General features: G+C 67.2%; 17 protein-coding genes. All 17 read left to right on the top strand.

All coding sequences use genetic code 11. The annotated features are described in order from the left end of the window. Positions 1-66 precede the first annotated feature (66 nt). Complete coding sequence (locus ISP17_RS08745) at positions 67-1,380, top strand: ABC transporter permease (RefSeq protein WP_404632153.1); 1,314 nt, start codon at positions 67-69, stop codon at positions 1,378-1,380. 10 nt (positions 1,381-1,390) lie between these two features. Beyond that, complete coding sequence (locus tag ISP17_RS08740; protein ID WP_404632151.1) at positions 1,391-2,632, top strand: ABC transporter permease; 1,242 nt, start codon at positions 1,391-1,393, stop codon at positions 2,630-2,632. Positions 2,633-2,695: 63 nt separating this feature from the next. Further along, positions 2,696-4,009: an ABC transporter permease gene (locus ISP17_RS08735; RefSeq protein ID WP_404632149.1), complete on the top strand. Its 1,314-nt coding sequence runs from the start codon at positions 2,696-2,698 to the stop codon at positions 4,007-4,009. A 5-nt stretch (positions 4,010-4,014) separates the two neighbouring features. Further along, positions 4,015-5,259 carry an ABC transporter permease gene (locus ISP17_RS08730; protein ID WP_404632147.1) on the top strand — a complete coding sequence of 415 codons (1,245 nt, stop codon included), beginning with the start codon at positions 4,015-4,017 and terminating at the stop codon, positions 5,257-5,259. Between the two features lie 138 nt (positions 5,260-5,397). Then, complete coding sequence (locus ISP17_RS08725) at positions 5,398-6,702, top strand: ABC transporter permease (RefSeq protein WP_404632145.1); 1,305 nt, start codon at positions 5,398-5,400, stop codon at positions 6,700-6,702. Positions 6,703-6,716: 14 nt separating this feature from the next. Then, positions 6,717-7,940, top strand: coding sequence for an ABC transporter permease (locus tag ISP17_RS08720; protein WP_404632143.1), 1,224 nt, complete (start codon positions 6,717-6,719; stop codon positions 7,938-7,940). 144 nt (positions 7,941-8,084) lie between these two features. Next, positions 8,085-9,410, top strand: coding sequence for an ABC transporter permease (locus tag ISP17_RS08715; protein WP_404632141.1), 1,326 nt, complete (start codon positions 8,085-8,087; stop codon positions 9,408-9,410). An 11-nt stretch (positions 9,411-9,421) separates the two neighbouring features. After that, positions 9,422-10,636: an ABC transporter permease gene (locus ISP17_RS08710; RefSeq protein ID WP_404632139.1), complete on the top strand. Its 1,215-nt coding sequence runs from the start codon at positions 9,422-9,424 to the stop codon at positions 10,634-10,636. Positions 10,637-10,759: 123 nt separating this feature from the next. Next, positions 10,760-12,067 carry an ABC transporter permease gene (locus ISP17_RS08705; protein WP_404632137.1) on the top strand — a complete coding sequence of 436 codons (1,308 nt, stop codon included), beginning with the start codon at positions 10,760-10,762 and terminating at the stop codon, positions 12,065-12,067. 8 nt (positions 12,068-12,075) lie between these two features. Further along, positions 12,076-13,296 carry an ABC transporter permease gene (locus ISP17_RS08700; protein WP_404632135.1) on the top strand — a complete coding sequence of 407 codons (1,221 nt, stop codon included), beginning with the start codon at positions 12,076-12,078 and terminating at the stop codon, positions 13,294-13,296. A 67-nt stretch (positions 13,297-13,363) separates the two neighbouring features. Next, on the top strand, positions 13,364-15,154 hold the full coding sequence (locus ISP17_RS08695) for a DUF885 domain-containing protein (protein ID WP_404632133.1): 1,791 nt from the start codon (positions 13,364-13,366) through the stop codon (positions 15,152-15,154). 355 nt (positions 15,155-15,509) lie between these two features. Continuing rightward, a complete protein-coding gene (locus tag ISP17_RS08690; RefSeq protein WP_404632131.1) occupies positions 15,510-16,850 on the top strand; it encodes a sigma-54-dependent transcriptional regulator in 1,341 nt (446 codons plus the stop codon). A gap of 101 nt (positions 16,851-16,951) precedes the next feature. Further along, positions 16,952-17,302, top strand: a complete 351-nt coding sequence (locus ISP17_RS08685; protein WP_404632129.1) for a hypothetical protein — start codon at positions 16,952-16,954, stop codon at positions 17,300-17,302. Positions 17,303-17,324: 22 nt separating this feature from the next. Continuing rightward, positions 17,325-18,716, top strand: coding sequence for a sensor histidine kinase (locus tag ISP17_RS08680; RefSeq protein WP_404632127.1), 1,392 nt, complete (start codon positions 17,325-17,327; stop codon positions 18,714-18,716). 51 nt (positions 18,717-18,767) lie between these two features. Then, on the top strand, positions 18,768-19,712 hold the full coding sequence (locus tag ISP17_RS08675; protein ID WP_404632125.1) for an SPFH domain-containing protein: 945 nt from the start codon (positions 18,768-18,770) through the stop codon (positions 19,710-19,712). A 19-nt stretch (positions 19,713-19,731) separates the two neighbouring features. After that, the gene (locus tag ISP17_RS08670) at positions 19,732-20,178 is read left to right on the top strand and encodes an NfeD family protein (RefSeq protein WP_404632123.1); all 447 of its coding nucleotides are present in this window, start codon (positions 19,732-19,734) and stop codon (positions 20,176-20,178) included. After that, positions 20,175-21,458, top strand: a complete 1,284-nt coding sequence (locus ISP17_RS08665) for a threonine/serine exporter family protein (RefSeq protein ID WP_404632121.1) — start codon at positions 20,175-20,177, stop codon at positions 21,456-21,458. The genes ISP17_RS08670 and ISP17_RS08665 overlap by 4 nt, the downstream gene beginning before the upstream one ends. Positions 21,459-21,508: the final 50 nt, after the last annotated feature.

Raw genomic sequence — 21,508 nt, 5'->3', positions numbered from 1 at the left:
CCGGACGTTTGCCCGCCTGACCCGATTCCGTCCGTACCCTCACTCCCGCCAAGGACACATCACGCGATGTTCGGCTACTACATCGACCTTGCATGGCACAGCCTGCGGCGCAACCCGATGCTCACCGCGTTGATGGTCATGGCGATCGGCTTCGGCGTGGCCGCATCGATGATCACCTACTCGGTGTTCCGCGCGGTGTCGGGCAACCCCATTCCCGACAAGTCGGCGCGGCTGTTCACGCCGCAGGTCGATGCCTGGGGCCCACAGCAAAACCTGAAGGGCGGCGAGCCGGCGGAGGCCCTTGGCTTCATCGATGCCATGGCGCTGATGCATGCGCACCGGGCGAAGCGCCAGACGCTGCTGTACCCGGTGCAACTCTCGGTGATACCGGGTGGCAATCGCGATCTGCCCTTGAACGCCAACGGCTATGCGGTTACCAGCGATTTCTTTGCCATGTTTGAGGTGCCGTTCCGCTACGGCAGCGGCTGGAGCGAACAGGACGACGCCGCGCGCGCCGCTGATGTCGTCATCAGTGACGTGCTCGATCAAAAGCTGTTCGGCGGTGCCGACAGTGTGGGGCGCACGCTCAACCTTGGCGGTCACGATTACCGTATCGTGGGCGTTGCCAGGCACTGGAACCCGCGCCCACGCTTCTACGACCTGTTCAGCACCAGCGGCTTTGCCGACGAACCGGACATCTACATGGTGTTCAACCGCGCGCTGGATTTGCAGATGCGCACCGGCGGCCGCAACAGTTGCCGCGGTTCGCTCAGCTTCACCACTTGGCAGGAGTACCTGCAGAGCAACTGCGTGTGGATCACGCCGTGGGTGGAGCTGGACAGCCCGGCCGAGATCGCCGGCTATCGTCGCTTCCTCACCAACTATGCCACCGAGCAACAGCACGCGGGCCGCTTCAACTGGGTGCCGAACGTGCGATTGCGCGACGTGATGCAGTGGATGGACTACGAACAGGTGGTGCCGCCGGAGAGTCGCATCTCGCTGGCAGTGGCGCTGGGTTTCTTCCTGATTTGCCTGGTCAACACCATCGGCCTGCTGCTGGCGAAATTCATGCGGCGTGCCGGCGAGATCGGCGTGCGCCGCGCCCTGGGCGCGACGCGCGGCGAGATCTATGCGCAATACCTGGTCGAGGCCGGCACGGTGGGCCTGGCCGGCGGCCTGGTGGGGTTGCTGCTCACGGCGGCGGGCGTAGGGGGCGTGGGCGTGTTGTTCCGGCCGGAAATCGCGAAGCTGGCCAGGCTCGATCCGTCGCTGGTGGCACTCACGTTTGCCGTGGCCATCGCCGCCACCGTGATGGCGGCGTTCTACCCGGCGTGGCGTGCGGCGCACGTGCAGCCGGCCTGGCAATTGAAATCGAACTGAGGAGCAAGCCATGAATATTCAAATCAGGCCCATCCTCGTCGCGCTGCGCCGGCACAAGGCAGGCACCCTGCTGATCGCGCTGCAGATCGCGCTGACACTCGCCATCGTGTGCAATGCGTTTTTCATCATCCACCAGCGACTGGCCAATTTGTCTCAGGCCAGCGGCGTGGACGAAGCAAACGTGTTTGTCATCGCCAACATGTGGGCCGACATGAATCGCTCGACAGAGCAGGTCGATGCGCAAGTACGCGCCGATCTGACCGCGCTCCGGCAATTGCCCGCCGTGCTCGACGCCGCGCCCGCCAGCGGTTACCCGCTGCGGGGCGGCGGCTGGGACAATTTCGTCACCATGACGCCCGATCAGGTCAAGCCGACCACGGATGCGGCGGTATACACCGGCGACGAGCATTTCATCGACACGCTGGGCCTGAAGCTGGTCGCGGGGCGCAACTTCCGTCCCGACGAGGTGATGGTGATGGGCACCCAGCAGGCGATCACCCCGTCGACGGCGATCGTAAGCAAGGCGCTGGCCGATCGCCTGTTCCCCGATGGCAATGCGCTGGGCAAGAGCTTCTATGCGATGGGCACCACCCCCAGCACCATCATCGGCATCGTCGATCCGTTGCATCGGCAAGGCGTGGATTCGTCGAGTAACAGCTACGCCGGGCAGGCGCTGATTTGGCCGTTACGGGCGGATGATTCGAAAGGTATTTACTACATCGTGCGCGCCAAACCTGGCCAGCTTGCCGCTGCGATGCGCGAGGCGCCCAAGGCGCTGTACGTGCAAAGCCGCATGCGCATCATTGATCCGAAGGACGGCATCCAGGACTACGCCACCATCCGCCAGAAGGTTTTCGATAGCGACCGCGGCATGGCCGTGCTCATGGGCATCATCTGCGTGGTGCTGCTGGCGGTCACTGCGGCGGGCATCGTGGGCCTCACCAGCTTCTGGGTGGGCCAGCGCCGCAAGCAGATCGGCGTGCGCCGCGCGCTGGGCGCACGGCAGCGCGACATCCTCGCGTACTTCCTCACCGAGAACTTCCTCATCAGCGCGGCAGGCGTGGCGCTCGGGACCGTGCTCGCGATCATCTTCAACCTGTGGACGGTGACCCGTTTCGCCATGGATCCCATGTCGATGGCCTACGTGGGCGTCGGCGTCGTCGCGCTGCTGCTGCTGGGACAGGCCGCCGTGCTCGCCCCGGCGCTGCGCGCCTCGCGCGTGCCGCCGGTGGAGGCGACACGCAGCGTGTGACACCGGACCAAACAAGATCTTCAGCCGCCACGCCATTTCCTCGTCACTAGGGCACTTCACGCAATGTTCGGCTACTACATCGATCTGGCTTGGCGCAGTTTGCGCCGCAGCCCCGGGCTGACAGCGCTAATGGTGCTGGCGGTCGGTTTCGGTGTGGGTGCGTGCATGACTACCTGGTCGGTGTTCCGGGCAGCGTCCGGCGATCCGATCCCGTGGAAATCGTCGCACCTGTTCGTGCCACAGCTGGAGATATGGGGCGCATCCGGGCGCAGCGCCAACGGCGAGCCGCCCGATGCGCTCAGCTACGTCGACGCGCTGGCCCTAATGCGTGATCACCGCGCGGTGAAGCAGTCGGCCATTTACGGCATTGGGCCGGCGGTGTTCCCGGAGCGGGCGGGGCAGCATCCGTCGACCGTGGGCGGATACGCGGTGTACGGCGATTTTTTTTCCATGGTCGACGCACCCTTCCTGTTCGGACAGGGATGGAGCACGCAAGAGGATGCAGCCGCTGCATCGGTGGTGGTGATCGGTCGCGCGCTCAACGACCGCGCCTTCGGCGGTGCCGATAGCGTGGGCCAGACGTTGAATGTGGCCGGGCGTGACTATCGCGTGGTCGGCGTGCTCGATGACTGGAACCCGCAACCGGTGTTCTATGACGTGTTCGGCACCGACGGCTACAGCCGCGAGGGGCCGGCGGTGTTCATGCCATTCACGCGAGCCATCGCCGCCAACCTGGTCAATGGCCGCACCGCCTGCGACCAGGATCCCACCCGCCCGGGCTTCGCCGGCCTGCAGCAGTCCAGTTGCGTGTGGATCACCTTTCTCGCCCAGTTGGACACGCCTGCACAGGTCGCCGCGTATCGCCGCTATCTGGACGACTACGCTGCCGAGCAGCGCCGTGCTGGACGTTTCCAGGGCGAGCCCAATAACCGCCTGCGCGATCTTCCCGCGTTCCTCGAAGCGGAGCGCGTCGTACCGGGCGACACGCGGGTGTCATTCCTGGTGGCGCTGGGCCTGCTGATCGTGTGCCTGGTCAATACGGTAGGTCTGCTGCTGGCGAAGTTCCTGCGCCGCAGCGGCGAGATCGGTGTGCGCCGTGCGCTGGGCGCAGCGCGTGGGGCGATCTACGCGCAGTTCCTCACGGAGGCCGGCGTGATCGGCCTCGTCGGCGGCGCGCTGGGGCTCGCGCTGACGGGTCTTGGCGTACTGGCGATCGGCGCCGTGCTGCCACCACGGCTAGCCGCGTTGGCGCAGATCGACCTCCGGCTGCTGTTCTCCACGCTCACCTTGGCGGTGCTGTGCACCATGCTGGCCGCGCTGTATCCCACCTATCGCGCGGCGCAGGTACAGCCTGCGTGGCAGCTCAAGTCGGATTGACCGCCATGACCCTGCACCCGCTCATCCGCGCGCTGCGACGGCACAAGGCCGGCGTACTGCTGATCGTGCTGCAGATCGCGTTGACGCTGGCGATCGTGTGCAACGCGGTGTTCATCATCGGCCAGCGGATCGAGCGGCTGAACCGGCCGACCGGTGTGCAGGAGGAAGGCTTGGTACGTATCTCACAAACCTGGCTGGATGCGCCCGATACGGAGGACGACGCGGCCACGGAGCGACTGGACGCGATGCAGCGTGCCGACCTCGATGTACTGCGCCGGCTGCCCGACGTGATCGATGTCGCTGCCAGCGAAAGCCTGCCGTTGCAGGGATCGATGTGGAGCGCGGGGCTGCGCACCGCGCCCGAGCAGAAGCAGCCCGCCGGCCAGGCCGCGCTCTACTACGGCGACGAGCGCCTGCTGCCCACGCTTGGCCTGAAGCTGGTTGCGGGCCGCAACTTCACCGCTGCCGAAATCGACCATCACACCATTCGCAGTCCGCGCGCCGCATCGGTCGTGATCGTGACGCAATCGGTGGCCGACGCGCTGTTCCCTCGCGGCGATGCGTTGGGCAAGACGATCTACTTGGATGTGCGGCCGGCCACCATCGTAGGCATCGTCGAGCGCTTGCAGACACCCACCGTTGCGGCGTGGGGGAATAGCTGGGCGTACGACTCCGTGCTGGTGCCCGTGCGGCTGGACGGCCCCACCGCGAGCTACGCGCTACGCGTGCGACCGAGCCGTGAGCAAGCCGTCATGCGTGCCGCGCGCGAGGCGCTGTTCGCGCTCGATCCGATGCGCGAGATGCCCGATACCTGGGGCGCGCAAAGCATGCGCGAGATTCGTGGCAAGGCTTATCGGGGCGATCGCGGCACGGTGATGCTGCTGGCGACGGTCTGCCTGATCCTGCTCGGTGTCACCGCCGCCGGCATCGTCGGACTCACCAGTTTCTGGGTAGGTCAGCGTCAGCGGCAGATCGGCATCCGCCGCGCGCTCGGTGCACGCCGGATCGACATCCTGCGCTACTTCCAGGCGGAGAACCTCCTGATGGCCAGTGTTGGCGTGGTGCTTGGGGCGTTGTTCGCGCTCGGGTTGAACCTCTGGCTGATGCTGCACGTGGCGGCGCCGCGAATCCCGATGATCTATGTGCTCAGCGGTGCGGCGGCACTGCTCCTGATCGGGCAGGCCGCGGTGTTCGTGCCGGCCCGCCGCGCCTCACGATTGCCACCGATCGCGGCCACGAGGTCGGCATGACGATCCCGATGAAAAAGCCCACTCGTAGGAGCCCGCTCACGGGCGATGCAATTGGCTTTGCTGTGGCTACAGCGCGAAAGGCATCGCCCGCGGGCGGGCTCCTACCGGAAATTTGACGATGCGTGCGGAGTGACGACGATGTTCCAGTACTACCTCGACCTGGCCCTGCGCAGCCTCAGGCGCAACAAGGCGCTCACCGCGTTGATGGTGTTTGCCGTGGCGCTGGGCATCGGCGCCAGCATGACTACGCTGACCGTGTTCCACGTGCTCTCGGGCGATCCGATTCCCGGCTCAAGCGGCACGCTGTTCTATCCGCAGCTCGATCCCCAGGACAAGGACGGCTACGAGCCGGGCAAGGAGCCGCCCGCGCAGGTTACCTGGATCGACGGCATGAACCTGCTCAAGGCGCACCGCGGCACGCGCCAGGCGCTGATGGCCGGCGGCGCGGTGCCGGTGCAGCCGGCGCAGTCGGGCATGGACCCGTTCTTCAGCGACGCGCGCTACACCACGGCGGATTTCTTCGCGATGTTCAAGGCGCCGTTTCTCTACGGCCACGGCTGGAATGCGGCGGACGACGATGCCAAGGCGCGCGTGGTGGTGATCACCCGCGAGCTCAACGACAAGCTGTTCGGCGGCAAGGACAGCACCGGCCAGACGCTGCGCATCAAGGACACCGGCTTCCGCGTGGTGGGCGTGCTCGACAGCTGGCGGCCGAACCCGCACTTCTACGACCTCAACATGGGCGGCTATCGCGCGCTGGAAGACGTGTTCCTGCCGCTCACCACCTTCCGCGACCTGCGGCTGGACCGCAACGGCTCGATGGACTGCTGGGGCCGCGGCGGCGGCGACGACGAGCATCTGGAAACCGCCACCTGCGTGTGGCTGCAGTTCTGGGTGCAGCTCGATGGCGCCTCGCAGGTGGCGGCTTACAAGGATTACCTCACCCACTACTCGCAGGAGCAGCAGTCGCTGGGCCGCTTCCAGCGTCCGCCCAACGTGAGGCTGCGCAGCCTGATGGAGTGGCTGGACTTCAACAAGGTGGTGCCGAGCGACGTGCGGCTGCAGGTGTATCTCGCGTTCGGCTTCCTCCTGGTGTGCCTGGTGAACACCGTGGGGTTGATGCTGGCCAAGTTCATGCGCCGCGCCGGCGAGCTGGGCGTGCGCCGCGCGCTGGGCGCGTCGCGCCGCAACGTGTTCGCGCAGCTGCTGGTCGAGTCCGGGGTGATCGGCCTGGCCGGCGGCATCGGCGGGCTCGGTCTCGCACTGCTCGGCCTGTGGGCGGTGCGGCATCAGCCGTCCGACTACGCCAAGCTCGCCCAGCTCGATCCGGCGATGCTGCTCACCACCTTCGCGCTCGCCGTGGGTGCCAGCCTGCTGGCCGGCCTGCTGCCCGCCTGGCGCGCCTGCCAGGTCACGCCCGCCCTGCAACTGAAAAGCAACTGAGACCGGAGCATTCGATGGAAATCCTGCCCATCCTCGCCACCCTGCGCCGGCACAAGATCACCGCCGCGCTGCTGATCCTGCAGATCGCGCTCACCTGCGCCATCGTGTGCAACGCGGTGTTCCTGATCACCCAGCGCCTGCAGCGCATGGACATGCCAAGTGGCATCGCCGAGCGCGAGCTGCTGCACCTGGAGCTGGCCGACATCGGTCGAGCGACCGATGAGAAAGCCCGCACCGCCGAAGACCTCGCCGCGCTGCGCCAGGTGCCGGGCGTCACCGACGTGGCCTCGGTCAACCAGGTGCCGTTTGGCAACTCGTCCAACAACAGCGGCATCAAGCTCGACCCGCAGCAGAAGTTGCCCACGCTGAACATGACCACCTACTTCGGCGAGAACCTGATCCAGACCTTCGGCCTGCAACTGGTAGCCGGACGCCTGCTGCAGCCGGAGGACTATCGCGACTTCGATGCCGTGGTGCGCGCCGCGCAGGCCGGCGATCTCAAGCAGCTGCCCAGCACCATCGTGATCACCCAGGCGCTGGCCGAACGGCTGTGGCCGGGCCAGAACCCGCTCGGCAAGCAGATTTACCTGGGCAGCGAGGTGCCGTTGCAGGTGGTCGGCGTGGTCAAGGGGCTGGTGCGTCCGTCGATCTGGGACGACTCGATGGCGCAGTACTCGGGCATGCTGCCCGTGCGCGTTTTCAACAGCCAGTTCGCCATCCGCACCGCCCCCGGCGATCGCGAGCGCGTGCTGCAGGCGGCCATCGCGGCGCTGAAGAAAACCGACCCGCACCGCGTGGTGATCAACAAGCACCTGATGAGCGACATGCGCCGCGACTTCTTCCGCGAGGACCGCGCCATGGCCACGCTGCTTGCCGGCGTGTGCGTGGCGCTGCTGGTGGTGACCGCGCTGGGCATCGTGGGGTTGGGCAGCTTCTGGGTGGCGCAGCGGCGCCGACAGATCGGCGTGCGCCGTGCGCTGGGCGCCACGCGCGGCAACATCCTGCACTACTTCCAGACCGAGAACTTCCTGCTCGCCACGCTGGGCATCGCGCTGGGCATGGCGCTGGCCTACGGCATCAACCTGTTCCTGATGCATCACTACGAGCTGCCCCGCCTGCCGGCGATCTACCTGCCGGTCGGCGCCATCGCGCTGTGGCTGATCGGCCAGGCCGCCGTGCTCGGCCCGGCGCTGCGCGCCGCGGCCGTGCCGCCGGTGGTGGCGACGCGGTCGGTATGAGCATCACGACGCCACACCGCCGGGGCAGGAGCCTGCCCGCGGGCGATGCTTCTGCTCCTGGATGCGCATTCACAGCAAGGAGCATCGCCCGCGAGCGGGTTCCTACCGGACGATCGATGACGATCGAGGACGGGGAGTAACACCATGTTCGGCTATTACATCGACCTGGCCCTGCGCAGCCTCAAGCGCAACAAGATACTCACCGCGCTGATGGTGCTGGCGATCGCTGTGGGCATCGGCGCAAGCATGACCACGTTGACGGTGATGCATCTGCTGTCTGGCGACCCGCTGCCCGGGCGCAGCGGGGAAATCTTCTATCCGCAGGTCGATCCTTCGCCGACGCCGGATGCGCAGCACCGGCCGTGGGACGTGATGGACTATCGCTCGGCGATGGACCTGTGGAGCGCGCATCGCGCCGACCGACAAGTGCTCATCGCCAATGCCACCCTCAAGTTGCGTGCGCCCGACGTGAACCAGCCGCCGCTGATGGCGCCGACGCTCCAGACCACCAGCGACTTCTTCCCGATGTTCGGCGTGCCGTTCCGGCAGGGGCATGGCTGGAGCGCAGACGACGATGCGAAGCACACCCGCGTGGCGGTGATCTCGGACGATCTCAACCGCAAGCTGTTTGGAGGCGCCGACAGCGTGGGCCGCATCCTGCGGCTGAAGGACACCGATGTGCGCATCATCGGCGTGCTGGCACCGTGGCGGCCGTCGCCGGTGTTCTATGATGTGCGCGGTGGCCGCTTCTCCAACGGCGATACCGCCAGCTTCTACAGCCGACCCGAGGACGTGTTCGTGCCGTTCGGCACCGGCCAGGACATCGCGCCCAATGATTCGCAGCCCTTCACCTGCTGGGGGAACTGGGACCTCGGCAGCAAGCCGCTGCAGAACGCGCCCTGCGTGTGGGTGTCGCTCTGGGTGCAACTGGACAGCGCGGCGAAACAGCGCGACTACCGCAGCTTCCTGGCCGGTTATGCCGCCGAACAGCAGCGGCTCGGGCGCATCGGCAACGCCGACGGCGCCCGGATGATGAGCCTGATGCAGTGGCTGGACTTCAACCACGTGGTGCCCAGCGACGTGCGCCTGCAGACCTGGCTGGCCTTTGCCTTTCTCTCGATCTGCCTGTTCAACATGGTGGGATTGCTGCTGGCGAAATTCCTGCGTCGCAGTGGCGAGATCGGCGTACGCCGTGCGCTGGGCGCCACGCGCCGCGCGGTCTTCGCGCAGTGCCTGGTGGAGGCGGGTCTGATCGGGCTGATCGGCGGCGTTGGCGGCTGGCTGCTGTCGCTGCTCGGCCTGTGGCTGGTGCGCCGGCAACCGGTGGAGTACGCCGACCTGGTGCATCTGGATGCGGCGATGTTCCTCACCACCTTCGCGCTGTCGGTGGCGGTGAGCCTGCTCGCCGGTGCGCTGCCGGCCCTGCGCGCCAGCCGCGTCGCCCCCGCGCTGCAACTGAAGACGCTGTGAGGACGAAGACCATGCAGATCCAGCCCATCCTCGCCGCGCTGCGCAAGCATCGCCTCGCCACCGTGCTGATCATGATGGAGATCGCGCTGGCCTGTGCCGTGCTGTGCAACGCCTGTTTCATGATCGCCCACCGGATCCAGCTCTCGCGGGTGGACAGCGGCGTCGACGAAAGCGCCCTGGCCGTGCTGCAGGTAAGTGGGTTCGAGGCCGGCCAGTCGGGCGACCTCAATGCGCGCATGGTGGCGGGCCTGCGCGCCATCACCGGCATGCAGTCGGTAAGCGTGGTGAGCGGCGTGCCGTTCGGCAGCCAGTCCATCAACGCCGGCGTCAAGCTGGACCGGGCCGGCAAGCATTTTGGTGGCGTGCTCGGCTTCTACAACGACGGCCCCGGCAGCTTCGAGGCGCTGGGCCTGACGCTGGTCGAAGGCCGCGCGCCCACGCCCGACGACTTCCAGCCGCTGGCCACCTTCGTGCCCAGCGATGCGCAGGTGATCGTGAGCCGCACCCTGGCCGAACACCTTTGGCCCGGCCAGAAAGCGCTGGGCAAGGAGTTCTGGATCGACAAGTACCACTTCCGCGTGATGGGCGTGGTGGCGCACATGGCGCGTACCGGCGCGGGCGAGGGAGGCACGGGCACCATCGAGTGGTCCGTGTTCGTCCCTGCGCTACCCGGGCCGAACCTGGCGGGCACCTATCTGCTGCGCGCCGATCCCCATGACCTGCCGCGCGTGCTGCGCGACGCCAAGGCGGCCGTGGCGACCATCGCCCCCGACGTGGTGCTCGACCATGACGCCAGCCAGACCATCAGCGACCTGCGTCAGCGCTATTTCCGAGCTGATCGCACGATGGCCGGGATGATGGTCGGGGTGATTGCCGCGCTGCTGCTGGTTACCGCGCTCGGCATCATCGGCTTGGCCAGTTTCTGGGTGCAGCAGCGCCGCCGGCAGATCGGCGTGCGTCGCGCGCTGGGTGCCACCCGCAGCGACATCCTGCATTACTTCCAGACCGAGAACTTCCTCATCGTCACCGGCGGCATCGCGCTGGGCATGGCGCTGGCGTTCGGCCTCAACCTCGCCTTGATGCGGATCTACGAACTGCCGCGACTGCCGCTGCTCTACTTGCCGGCCGGCGCGTTGGCCCTGTGGCTGCTTGGCCAACTGGCGGTGCTGGGCCCCGCGCTGCGCGCTGCGGCCGTGCCGCCAGTGGTGGCGACGCGGTCGGTGTAAGCGCAACACACATGCAGGAGCCCGCTCGCGGGCGATGCTCCTGGCTTTCGATGTGGAGCAGGAGCCAGGGCATCGCCCGCGAGCGGGCTCCTACCGGTGAGGTCCAGGGAAAGGAGGAAGGGAATGTTCGGCTACTACACGGAACTCGCACTGCGCAGCCTGAGGCGCAGCCCGGTGCTCACCGCGCTGATGGTGCTGGCGATCGGGCTGGGTATCGGCGCCTCGATGACCATGCTCACGGTGCTGCATGTGATGACGGCCGATCCGGTGCCCGGCAAAAGCGCACGGTTGTTTTACCCACAGTTGGATCCGCGTGACAGCCAAGGCTACAAGCCGGGTCAAGAGCCGCTCGATCAGCTGACCTGGATCGATGCGCTGAATCTGCTCCACGCCCGGCGCGGCAGCGCGCAGGTAGCCATGACGGGCGGGCGGGTGACGGTGCGTCCGCCGCAGGGCGAAGGTCGGGCGTTCTTTGCCACGGCGCGCTATGCCAGTGCCGACTTCTTCACGATGTTCAACGTGCCGTTCGCCTATGGCCACGGCTGGTCATCCAGCGATGACGGCAAGCAGGCCCGCGTGGTAGTGCTGGAGAGAAAACTTGCCGACAAGCTGTTCGGTGCCGAGCGGGCAGTCGGGCAGACGCTGCATCTGGGCAAGGAGGCGTTCCGCGTGATCGGAGTGATCGATCGCTGGAATCCCGTGCCCCATTACTACGACCTGAGTCACGGTGCGTATGCGCATTCCGAAGAGGTCTTCCTGCCGCTGGAGACGGCGATGGGTCTGAAGTTCGGCACGCAGGGCAGCATGTACTGTTGGGGGAGTATGGGCTCGATGCCGAGCGACAAGCGTCTGGTCGATACCTGCGCCTGGCTGCAGTTCTGGGTGCAGCTTGATACGCCCCGGGCCGCCGCCGATTACCGCGACTTCCTTATCCATTACTCGCAGGAGCAGAAGAGCCTGGGCCGGTTCCAGCGTCCGCCAAACGCGGCCCTGCACGACGTGATGGGTTGGCTGGCCGCCAATCACGTCGTGCCCGGTGGCGTGCAGCTGCAGGCGCTGCTGGCTCTCGGCTTTCTCCTCGTGTGCCTGGTGAACACGGTGGCCCTGCTTCTGGTGAAGTTCCTGCGTCGTGGCGGCGAGCTGAGCGTACGACGGGCCATGGGTGCGTCGCGCCAATCGGTGTTCGCGCAGTTGCTGATCGAAGCGTCGATGATCGGTCTGGGTGGTGGCGTGCTCGGGCTGCTGCTTGCACTGGGTGGCTTGTGGATCGTCCGACAGCAGCCGGCGCAGTACGCATCGCTGGCGCAGCTCGATAGCCAGATGCTCGCCAATACGCTTGCACTCGCACTGGTTGCCACGTTGTTGGCGGCGGTATTTCCGGCCTGGCGCGCCTGCCGCCTGCCTCCCGCTCGCGCGCTCAAGATCCGGTGAGGACAGTCATGCATCCGATCATTTCGGCACTGAAACATCACCGCACCGCCGTCATTCTGATGGTGCTCGAAGTGGCGCTGGCCGGTGCCATCGTGACCAATGCGCTGTTCGTCATTGCGACCCACCTGCGGGCCATGCAGGTCACCACCGGCGTGGCCGACCGTGAGCTGGTATGGCTCCGCAGCAGCGGGCTGCGCGATGACCTCACGCCCGCCGGTCGCGCCAGCCTGGCTGCAGCGGACCTTGCGGCTCTGCGTGCGATGCCCGGAGTGAAGGATGTCTCAATGGCCAACAGCCTGCCGTTGAGCGGTTCGGTGTGGCGCTGGGCGGTTTATGGCAAGTCGGGCGATGAGCGATCAATCGTGGACAACGTATCCATCTACGTGGCGACGCCTGGCTTGGTGCGTACGCTGGGCCTGCAGCTCGTGGAGGGCCGGGATTTCCTGCCCCAGGAGTACAGCGGCGGCAGGATTTTCAGTGACGATCCGCCACCGCCGGCGGTGATCGTCACGCGCCAGTTCGCCGACAAGATGTGGCCAGGTGTCGATCCCATCGGCAAGCCGATCTATCTGGGCGAGAAGGGCAAGGACGTCACCCACGTGGTCGGTGTGCTGGCGCATTTGCTGAACGCCGGCCTCGACAAGTTCTCCGATGACGAGACGAACATCATGCTGCCTTACACCTCGGTGCAGGGAGGCCTCTACGTCATCCGTACTTCGCCCGCGATGCGTGACGTTACGCTGCGAGAGGTGCCCAAGGTACTCGACCGCGTCGACGACCAGCGCATCATCACTGAGGTGCACACGTTGAGCGAGACCATCGACGAGCACTTTCACGACGACCGCGCGTTGATCTGGCTGCTGCTGGCGGTGATCGGCTGCCTGCTCGCGCTCACCGCGCTGGGCGTGGTGGGGCTGTCCAGCTTCTGGGTGCAGCAGCGCACGCGGCAGATCGGCATCCGCCGTGCCATCGGCGCCACCCGGCGCGACATCCTCGTCTACTTCCAGACCGAAAATCTCCTGATCGTCACGGCGGGCATCGTGCTCGGTTCGTTCGGTGCGGTGGCCCTCAACCTGTGGCTGATGGCGCACTACGAGCTGCCGCGCATGTCGCTGGCGGTGCTGCCGATCGGTGCGCTGGTGCTGTGGCTGATCGGCCAGCTCGCTGCGCTGGGCCCGGCGCTGCGCGCCTCGCGCGTACCGCCGGTGGTGGCCACGCGGAGCGTGTGAGTTCCGGCCTATCCCGTGTCTCCGGCGTTCGGGCAGAATCGGGGTTCTTTCCAGGGAGAGTGAAGCGATGAAGATGCTGCCGTTGATGATTGCCCTTGGCCTCTCCGCCGCGGGTGCGATGGCGCCGCAGACGGCGTGGGCCGCTGCCGCGTCGACCGACGTGGCCAGCCGGGTGGCCGCGCAGAACGCGCTGCTGGACGAGCAGTGGCAGCACACGCTGAAGAATTCGCCGGAATTCGCCACCATCCTGGGCGACCTGCGCTACAACGATCGCTGGAGCGATCTTTCGCTGGCGCATGCCAAGGCCGAGTACGAGTGGGCGGGCAGCTTCCTGCGCCGCTTCCAGGCGATCGACACCGCCGGCTTTTCCGACAGCGACAAGCTTAACCACGAGCTGATGGTTCGCCAGCTGCAGGATGGCCGCAAGGCGCACGAGCTGAAGCTGGACGAGATGCCGATCGACCAGATGAGCGGCATCCACCTGCAGCTTGCCGGCTTCATCAGCTCGATCCCGTTCGACAACACCAGGCAGTACGAGGATTACCTGACGCGCCTGAAGGCGGTGCCGGCCGCCTTCGACCAGGTGATCGGCGTGGCGAAGCAGGGCCTGCGCGACGGCATGATGCCGCCGAAGTACCTGCTGGAAGCGGTGGTCAAGCAGATCGGCGCGATCGGCACGCCGGAGGCCATGGACAGCGTGTTCGCCGAACCGCTGAAGCATTTTCCGGCGTCGGTGTCGGCGGCCGATCAGGCGCGGCTGAAGACCGCGATCCTGGCCGCGATCGACCAAGACGTGCGCCCGGCCTACGGCAAGCTCAAGAACTTCGTCGCCACCGACTACGCACCGCACGGCCGTGCCCAGCCCGGCGTGTGGGATCTGCCCAACGGCGAGGCGATCTACCGCTTCGACGTCAAGCAGATGACCACCACCGACAAGACCCCGGCCGAGATCCACCAGCTCGGGCTGGACGAGGTGGCGCGTATCGAAGGCGAGATGACCAGGATCGCGAAGGCGCAGGGCTTCAAGGACCTGGCCAGCTTCCGCGCCTCGCTGAAGAGCAACCCCAAGACGCACGCCACCTCGCGCGAGGACATCCTCAACCGCTATCGCGGTTATCTGGCGCAGATGCAGCCGGAGCTGCCCAAGCTGTTCGGCCTGCTGCCCAAGACCGATGTGGTGGTGAAGCCGGTGGAGGCATTCCGCGAGAAGGAGGCGGCCGCCGCCGAGTACCACCAGGGCACCCCGGACGGCTCGCGGCCGGGGCAGATCTTCGTCAACACCGGCGACTTCGCCAACCGCAGCGTGCTGACCATCGAGTCGACCGCTTACCACGAGGGCATTCCCGGCCATCACATGCAGATCTCGATTGCGCAGACGCTGCCGAAGCTGCCGCCGTTCCGCCAGCAGGGCGGCTACACCGCCTACGTGGAAGGCTGGGCGCTGTACGCCGAGCAGCTGGGCAAGGACATCGGTTTCTACAAGGACCCGCTGTCGGACTACGGCCGCCTCAGCGACGAGCTGCTGCGCGCCGACCGCCTCGTGCTCGATACCGGTGTGCACTACAAGCACTGGACGCGCCAGCAGATGGTCGACTTCTTCCACGCCCACTCCAGCGAGGACGAGCCGGACGTGCAGGCCGAAACCGACCGCTACATCACCTGGCCGGGCCAGGCGCTGGCGTACAAGATGGGCGAGCTGAAGATCCTGGCGCTGCGCACCAAGGCGAAGCAGGAACTGGGCGACAAATTCGACATCCGCGCCTTCCACGACGCCGTGCTCGACGGCGGCGCGCTGCCGCTGGACGTGCTGGAAACGCGCATCGATGCGTGGATCGCGGCGCAGAAGGCCAAGGCTTGATGTTTGGCCGTAAGCCCTCTCCCCAACGTTGTCGGGGGAGGGGGAGCAAATGTGGTGAGCCCTCTCCCCTGGCTCTGCCGGGGGAGAGGGTTGGGTGAGGGGGAGGCTCTTGATCTTTTCGCGAAGGCACGCGCGAAACGGGAAACGAGAGCCACCCTCACCCCAGTCCTCTGCTTCAACGTTGTTGGGGAAGAGGCGGCAAGCGCAGTAGCCCTCTCCCCGGACGCCGTGGGGGGAGAGGGGGTCAAAGCGTGAGGCTTGGAGTGGATGCTCACTCTCCTGCATGGCCGATGCAGGCGCATGACGCAACCTTTTCGCGTGGAGCGGCATCCATGCCCGCATGTGTAGACGAAAGATGCGCACCGTACTGATCATCGACGACAACCCCTCCGTGGGCGAGGCGCTCTCGCTGGCGCTGTCGCTGCACGAGATCCGCCCGCTGGTGGCATTCACTCCCGACGAGGGGCTGGCGATGCTCGCGCGCGAGAGCGTGGACGTGGTGATCCAGGACATGAATTTCACCGCCGACACCACCTCGGGTGAGGAGGGCGTGGCGCTGTTCCGCGCGATCCGCGAGCAGCATCCGGATCTGCCGGTGATCCTGCTCACCGCGTGGACGCATCTGGAAACCGCGGTGGAGCTGGTGAAGGCGGGCGCCGCGGATTACCTGGCCAAGCCGTGGGACGACGCCAAGCTCCTCGCCACGGTGGAGAACCTGCTGGAGCTGTCCGAGTCCACCCGCGAGGTGGCGCGTTCGCGCAACGAGCGTCGGCGCCGCCGCGAGAGCTTGCGCAGTCGCTACGACCTGGACAACCTGGTGTTCGCCTCTGACGCCATGGCGCAGACGCTGGAGCTGGCCTGCCAGATCGCCCGCTCCGAGGTGCCGGTGCTGATCACCGGGCCGAACGGCGCGGGCAAGGAGCGCATCGCGGCGATCATCCACGCCAACTCGGCGGTGAAGCGCGGGCCGTTCGTGGCGGTGAACTGCGGCGCACTGCCGGGTGAGCTGATCGAAGCCGAGCTGTTCGGCGCCGAGGCCGGCGCCTACACCGGCGCCAACAAGGCGCGCGAGGGCCGCTTCGAGCTGGCCGACGGCGGCACGCTGTTCCTGGACGAGATCGGCAACCTGCCGCTGCCCGGCCAGATGAAGCTGCTGCGCGTGCTGGAAACCGGCCAGTTCGAGCGGCTCGGCTCCGGCCGCACGCGCCACGCCAAGGTGCGCGTGCTCAGCGCCACCAACGCCGACCTCAAGGCGATGATCAAGGCCGGCACCTTCCGTGAGGATCTCTATTACCGCCTCAACGTGATAGATGTGAACCTGCCGCCGCTGGCCGATCGCACCGACGACATCCTGCCGCTGGCCGAGCACTTCCTCGACGGTCGCGCCGAGCTGGGCGATGCAGCGCGCGAGGCGCTGCTGTCCTATCCGTGGCCGGGCAACGTGCGCGAGCTGAAGAACGCGATCGAGCGGGCCGCGCTGCTCTCCGGCGGCCGTCCGATCACGCCGGAGCTGCTCAACCTGCCGGCGGTGACGCCCAGCGCGGCACGCAACCTGGACGAGCCCAGCCGCGAGACGGTGGAGGCGGCGCTGGCGCGGGCCGATGGCGTGGTCAGCCGGGCCGCGCAGGCGTTGGGTCTGTCGCGCCAGGCGCTGTATCGACGGATCGAACGCTACGGGCTGGCGGTGAACGGCTGATCGCCATCATGCGGCCGCCTTCCGGCAGTGGTGGCCGTGCCACCCGATGGCGTAAAAGGAGCGTCGCCGATCGTGCGACGTCACACCCAAGGAGTTACGCCATGTCGATACGCCCGTTGTTCGCTTCCCTGTTGCTGCTGGTAGCCGCCTCGGCGGGCGAGCATGCCTTTGCCCAGAACGCGCCGGTGGCCAGCGACAGCTGGAGTCGCCCCGCATCGGCCAGCTCGGCCGCGGCCCAGTCGTCCTACGGCAACGGCTCGGGGTTGCGCGAGTCTTCCGGCAATGACGGCAGCCACTTCAAGTTCAAGGAAAGGCGCGATGCGCACCCGCAGCCCAACGCCGCGCTGGAAGCCTCCGGCAAGGCGCCGGTGATGGGTGGCAACGAGATGGGCCGCGACGGCCGCCCCACCGTGAGTTGCGCGCGGACGCCGATGGACCCCGCATGCCGCTAATCCTCGACGGCGTCGTTCGCGGATGAGTCGCCGCATGCATTCGCTGGAAGGCCGGCTGAGCCTGCTGCTGCTGCTCGCCGGCCTGGTCGGCGTGCTGATCTACGCCGGCGTCACCGAGTGGCCGCTGCCGCAGGCGCTGGCCTGGCTGCACAACGATCTGAAGGTGGGCGAGGCGCCGCCGCTGCAGATGGGTTTCGTGGTGGGGCTGGTGATCTCCATGGCGGTGCTGGTGCCGGTGGCGCTGTGGATGGCGGCGGTGGTGATGTCCCCGGTGAGCCGTCTGCTGCGTGCGCTGGAAGGCTCGGTGGCGAGCTACCGCGACGGTGATTTCAGCATCTCGCTGGTGGTGGATCGCCGCGACGAGCTCGGCGAGCTGATCACCATGCACAACGCGCTGGGGCAGACCCTGCGTGACCAGCGCCAGCACCTGGTGCAGCGCGAGCTGCTGCTGGACACGGTGGTGCAGAACACGCCGGTGGCGCTGGTGCTTACCGACGCCGGCGATCACGTGGCCTACGCCAACATCGCCGCGCGGCACCTGTTCAACGAGGGACGCAGCCTGCACGGCCTGGTGTTTGCCGACGTGCTGGCGAACGCGCCGAAGGTCATGCGCGAAGCGGTCGAGCATGGCGAGGACGCGCTGCTCACGGTAGAGATGGACAACAGCGAGGAAACTTTCCATATCTCCCAGCGCGCGTTCCGCCTGCAGGGGCGGCCGCACCAGCTGCGATTGTTCCGGCGCATGACGCGCGAGCTGTCGCGGCAGGAAGTAGCGAGCTGGAAGCGGGTGATCCGGGTGATCAGCCACGAGCTCAACAACTCGCTGGCGCCGATCTCTTCGCTGGCGCATTCGGGCGCCGAGCTGGCTCGTCGCGGCGAGACCGAGCGGCTGCCCGGCGTGTTCGCCACCATCGGCGAGCGGGCGCGCCACCTGCACGGATTCATCGCCGGCTACGCCAGCTTTGCCAAGCTGCCGGCGCCGCGCAAGGCGTCGATCGTCTGGGCGCCGTTCCTGGAAGGGCTGGCGTTGCACTGCCGCTTCCGCCTGGTCGGCGCGGCGCCGGAGCAGCCGGGCTGGTTCGACGCGGCCCAGGTGGAGCAGGTGCTGATCAACCTGATCAAGAACGCGCACGAGGCCGGCGGGCCGGAGGACGAAGTGACCCTGGCGCTGCAGGTGCTCGGCCGCGACCTGCGCATCGAGGTGGCCGACCGCGGCCCGGGCATGAGCGAAACCGTGCTGGCGCAGGCGCTGCTCCCGTTCTACTCCACCAAGCGCGCAGGCACCGGGCTGGGCCTGGCGCTGGCGCGCGAGATCGCCGAGGCGCATGGTGGGCGCATCGCACTGGCCAATCGCGAGGGCGGCGGCCTGCAGGTCAGCCTGCTGCTGCCGCTGGGGGCGCCGCGGGACGGTTGACCGCCATGGCGCTCGCCTATACTCCGGTCTTCTTGGGAAGAGGGGGTAGTCATGGGACAGATTCTTGCGCTGGTCATCGTCATCGTGGTGGTGATCGGCATCGCCAAGCTCGTTCGCATCGTGCCGCAGGGTTTCGAGTGGACGGTGGAAACCTTCGGCAAGTACACGCGCACGCTCTCGCCGGGGTTGCACTTCCTGATTCCGATCTACCAGGCCGTCGGCCGCAAGATCAACATGATGGAGCAGGTGCTGGACGTGCCCAGCCAGGACGTGATCACCAAGGACAACGCGGTGGTGCGCGTGGACGGGGTGGTGTTCTACCAGGTGCTGGACGCGTCCAAGGCCGCGTACGAGGTATCCAACCTCGAGCAGGCCTCGCTGGCGCTGGTGATGACCAACATCCGCACCGTGCTCGGCTCGCTCGACCTGGACGAGAGCCTGAGCCAGCGCGACGCGATCAACGCAAAGCTGCTGCGCGTGGTGGACGAGGCGACCCACCCGTGGGGCGTCAAGGTCAACCGCATCGAGATCAAGGACATCGCCCCGCCGCGCGACCTGATCGACGCGATGGCGCGGCAGATGAAGGCCGAGCGCGAGAAGCGCGCCAACATCCTCGACGCCGAAGGCTTCCGCCAGGCGGCGATCCTCAAGGCGGAGGGTGAGAAGCAGTCGGTGATCCTGGCCGCCGAGGGCGAGAAGGAGGCCGCGTTCCGCGCCGCCGAGGCGCGCGAGCGCTCGGCCGAGGCCGAGGCCAAGGCGACCCAGATGGTCTCCGACTCGATCGCCAACGGCAACGTCAACGCGCTGAACTATTTCGTTGCCAACAACTACGTCGAGGCGCTGAAGGAAATGGCCAAGTCGCCCAACCAGAAGATGCTGCTGCTGCCGATCGAGGCCACCGGCATCCTCGGCTCGCTGGCCGGCATCGCCGAGCTGGCGAAGGAGTCGCTGGGCCAGCAGGCCAAGCCCGCCGTCATCCAGCCGCCGTCGCGCTGAGCGCACCGGGAGACAGGCCATGTGGGATCTTTCGACGCACTACCTGTGGTGGATCCTCGCCCTGCTGCTGATCGCGGGCGAGGTGCTGCTGCCGGGCTACTTCATGCTGTGGATCGGCCTGGCCGCCGCGGCGATGGGCGTGCTGCTGTGGCTGGTGCCGGGCATGAGCCTGCTGCTGCAGGCGGTGCTGTTCGCCGCGCTGGCACTGGCCGCCTGCGTGATCTATGCGCGCACGCTGCGCCCGCGCATCGAGCGCAGCACGCCCGGCAGCGAGCGGCTGAACCGTCGCGCCGAGCAGATGATCGGCCAGCGCTACGTGCTCACCGAGTCCATCGTCAACGGTCGCGGCAAGGCGCGCGTGGGTGACGGCGAATGGCTGGTGGCCGGGCCGGAGCTGCCATTGGGCAGCACGGTGGAAGTGGTCGCGGTGGACGGCACCACGTTGCAGGTGCGCGCCGCCGCATGAGTGCTGCAGCGCCGGCGGTCGTGTCTGCGGATTTCTCCACCGCTGCGCTCAACACGCGCATCGGCTTCCTGGTGGAGCTGGCGCGCCGGCTCCACCAGTACGGCACTTCGGCGCCGCGGCTGGAAATTGCCGTGGCGCGGGCGGCCCAGCAGATGGGCCTGGCCGCCGACGTGTGGTCCAGTCCCACCGCGATCATCATTTCCTTCTCCGACCTGGCACAGGGCGACGAGGGCCTGGCCCAGGTCACCCAGGTGATGCGTCTGCCGCCGGGTGACGTCAACCTGGCGCGATTGTGCGAAGCCGATGCCATCGCCGACCGGGTGATCGCCGGCGAAATCGAGCTGCGCGAAGGGTTCCGCCTGCTGCGCCTGCTCGGCCTGCCGGACACGCGTCGCGCGCAGGCCAGCGTGATCGCCAGCTATGGTTTGTCGGCTGCCTGCGTCGTGGGCCTGCTGCTGCACAGCTCGTGGGCGGATCTGCTGGTGTCGGGCCTGATCGGGCTGGTCATCGGCGCCATCACGATTCGCGCCGCTGCCCGCCCGCGCCTGGCCGCAGCCAGCGACGCGATCTGTGCGCTGGTGGCGACCACGATCGCCATCGCGATCAGCGCGTTCGTTGTGCCGCTGGCGGTCAAGTCGGTGGTGCTGGCCGGGCTTATCGTGCTGATGCCCGGCATGTCGCTGACCACCGCCGTGCGGGAGATCTCCAGCCAGCATCTGGTGTCCGGCGTGGCGCGCGTGGGCGGTGCGGTCTCCACGTTGCTCAAGCTCACCTTCGGTACGGTGGCCGCAACCCAGTTGTGCGCGGCATTGGGCATCGATCCGGGCACCTATGCCTTGCCGCCCTTGCCGACCTGGGTGGATTACCCATCGCTGCTGCTGGGCGCATTCGGTTTCGCGATCCTGTTCCGCGCGGCGCGGCGCGACTGGCCGGTGGTGATGGGCGCGGTGATCGTGGGTTATCTGGCGACGCGCTGGGGCGGGCTGATTTCCGGCGCCATTCCGGGTGCGCCGTTCGGCGTGTTCCTGGGCGGATTCCTGCTCGGTGCGCTGGCCAATCTTTATGCGCGCTTCGTGCGTCGCCCGGGCGCGGTGATCCGCGAGCCGGGGATTATCCTGCTGGTGCCCGGCAGCGTGGGTTTCCGCAGTGTGTCGTATCTGTTCGAGCGCGACACCACGCTGGGCATGGACAGCGGCATCCTGCTCATTACCCTGCTTATCTCGCTGGTGGCCGGCCTGCTTTTCGGTGATTTGCTGGTGTCGCCGCGTCGATCGCTCTGAAAGCAAGACGCCGGCGCGAGGCCGGCGTTTGCATGGCGCGACTATCGGTA

The organism is Dyella ginsengisoli (assembly GCF_044904665.1).
GTDB lineage: Bacteria > Pseudomonadota > Gammaproteobacteria > Xanthomonadales > Rhodanobacteraceae > Dyella_A > Dyella_A ginsengisoli.
Note: the sequence above shows the minus strand (reverse complement) of the source record. Positions and strands in the feature narration are given on the sequence as shown.

What these genes read in the sequence shown, in the direction of transcription:
- ISP17_RS08735 (WP_404632149.1), top strand. Translation starts at nt 2,696, where the DNA reads ATGTTCGGCTACTACATCGATCTGGCTTGGCGCAGTTTGCGCCGCAGC.
- ISP17_RS08665 (WP_404632121.1), top strand. Translation starts at nt 20,175, where the DNA reads ATGAGTGCTGCAGCGCCGGCGGTCGTGTCTGCGGATTTCTCCACCGCT.
- ISP17_RS08680 (WP_404632127.1), top strand. Translation starts at nt 17,325, where the DNA reads ATGAGTCGCCGCATGCATTCGCTGGAAGGCCGGCTGAGCCTGCTGCTG.
- ISP17_RS08710 (WP_404632139.1), top strand. Translation starts at nt 9,422, where the DNA reads ATGCAGATCCAGCCCATCCTCGCCGCGCTGCGCAAGCATCGCCTCGCC.
- ISP17_RS08690 (WP_404632131.1), top strand. Translation starts at nt 15,510, where the DNA reads ATGCGCACCGTACTGATCATCGACGACAACCCCTCCGTGGGCGAGGCG.
- ISP17_RS08670 (WP_404632123.1), top strand. Translation starts at nt 19,732, where the DNA reads ATGTGGGATCTTTCGACGCACTACCTGTGGTGGATCCTCGCCCTGCTG.
- ISP17_RS08730 (WP_404632147.1), top strand. Translation starts at nt 4,015, where the DNA reads ATGACCCTGCACCCGCTCATCCGCGCGCTGCGACGGCACAAGGCCGGC.
- ISP17_RS08695 (WP_404632133.1), top strand. Translation starts at nt 13,364, where the DNA reads ATGAAGATGCTGCCGTTGATGATTGCCCTTGGCCTCTCCGCCGCGGGT.
- ISP17_RS08715 (WP_404632141.1), top strand. Translation starts at nt 8,085, where the DNA reads ATGTTCGGCTATTACATCGACCTGGCCCTGCGCAGCCTCAAGCGCAAC.
- ISP17_RS08725 (WP_404632145.1), top strand. Translation starts at nt 5,398, where the DNA reads ATGTTCCAGTACTACCTCGACCTGGCCCTGCGCAGCCTCAGGCGCAAC.
- ISP17_RS08720 (WP_404632143.1), top strand. Translation starts at nt 6,717, where the DNA reads ATGGAAATCCTGCCCATCCTCGCCACCCTGCGCCGGCACAAGATCACC.
- ISP17_RS08700 (WP_404632135.1), top strand. Translation starts at nt 12,076, where the DNA reads ATGCATCCGATCATTTCGGCACTGAAACATCACCGCACCGCCGTCATT.
- ISP17_RS08745 (WP_404632153.1), top strand. Translation starts at nt 67, where the DNA reads ATGTTCGGCTACTACATCGACCTTGCATGGCACAGCCTGCGGCGCAAC.
- ISP17_RS08675 (WP_404632125.1), top strand. Translation starts at nt 18,768, where the DNA reads ATGGGACAGATTCTTGCGCTGGTCATCGTCATCGTGGTGGTGATCGGC.
- ISP17_RS08685 (WP_404632129.1), top strand. Translation starts at nt 16,952, where the DNA reads ATGTCGATACGCCCGTTGTTCGCTTCCCTGTTGCTGCTGGTAGCCGCC.
- ISP17_RS08740 (WP_404632151.1), top strand. Translation starts at nt 1,391, where the DNA reads ATGAATATTCAAATCAGGCCCATCCTCGTCGCGCTGCGCCGGCACAAG.
- ISP17_RS08705 (WP_404632137.1), top strand. Translation starts at nt 10,760, where the DNA reads ATGTTCGGCTACTACACGGAACTCGCACTGCGCAGCCTGAGGCGCAGC.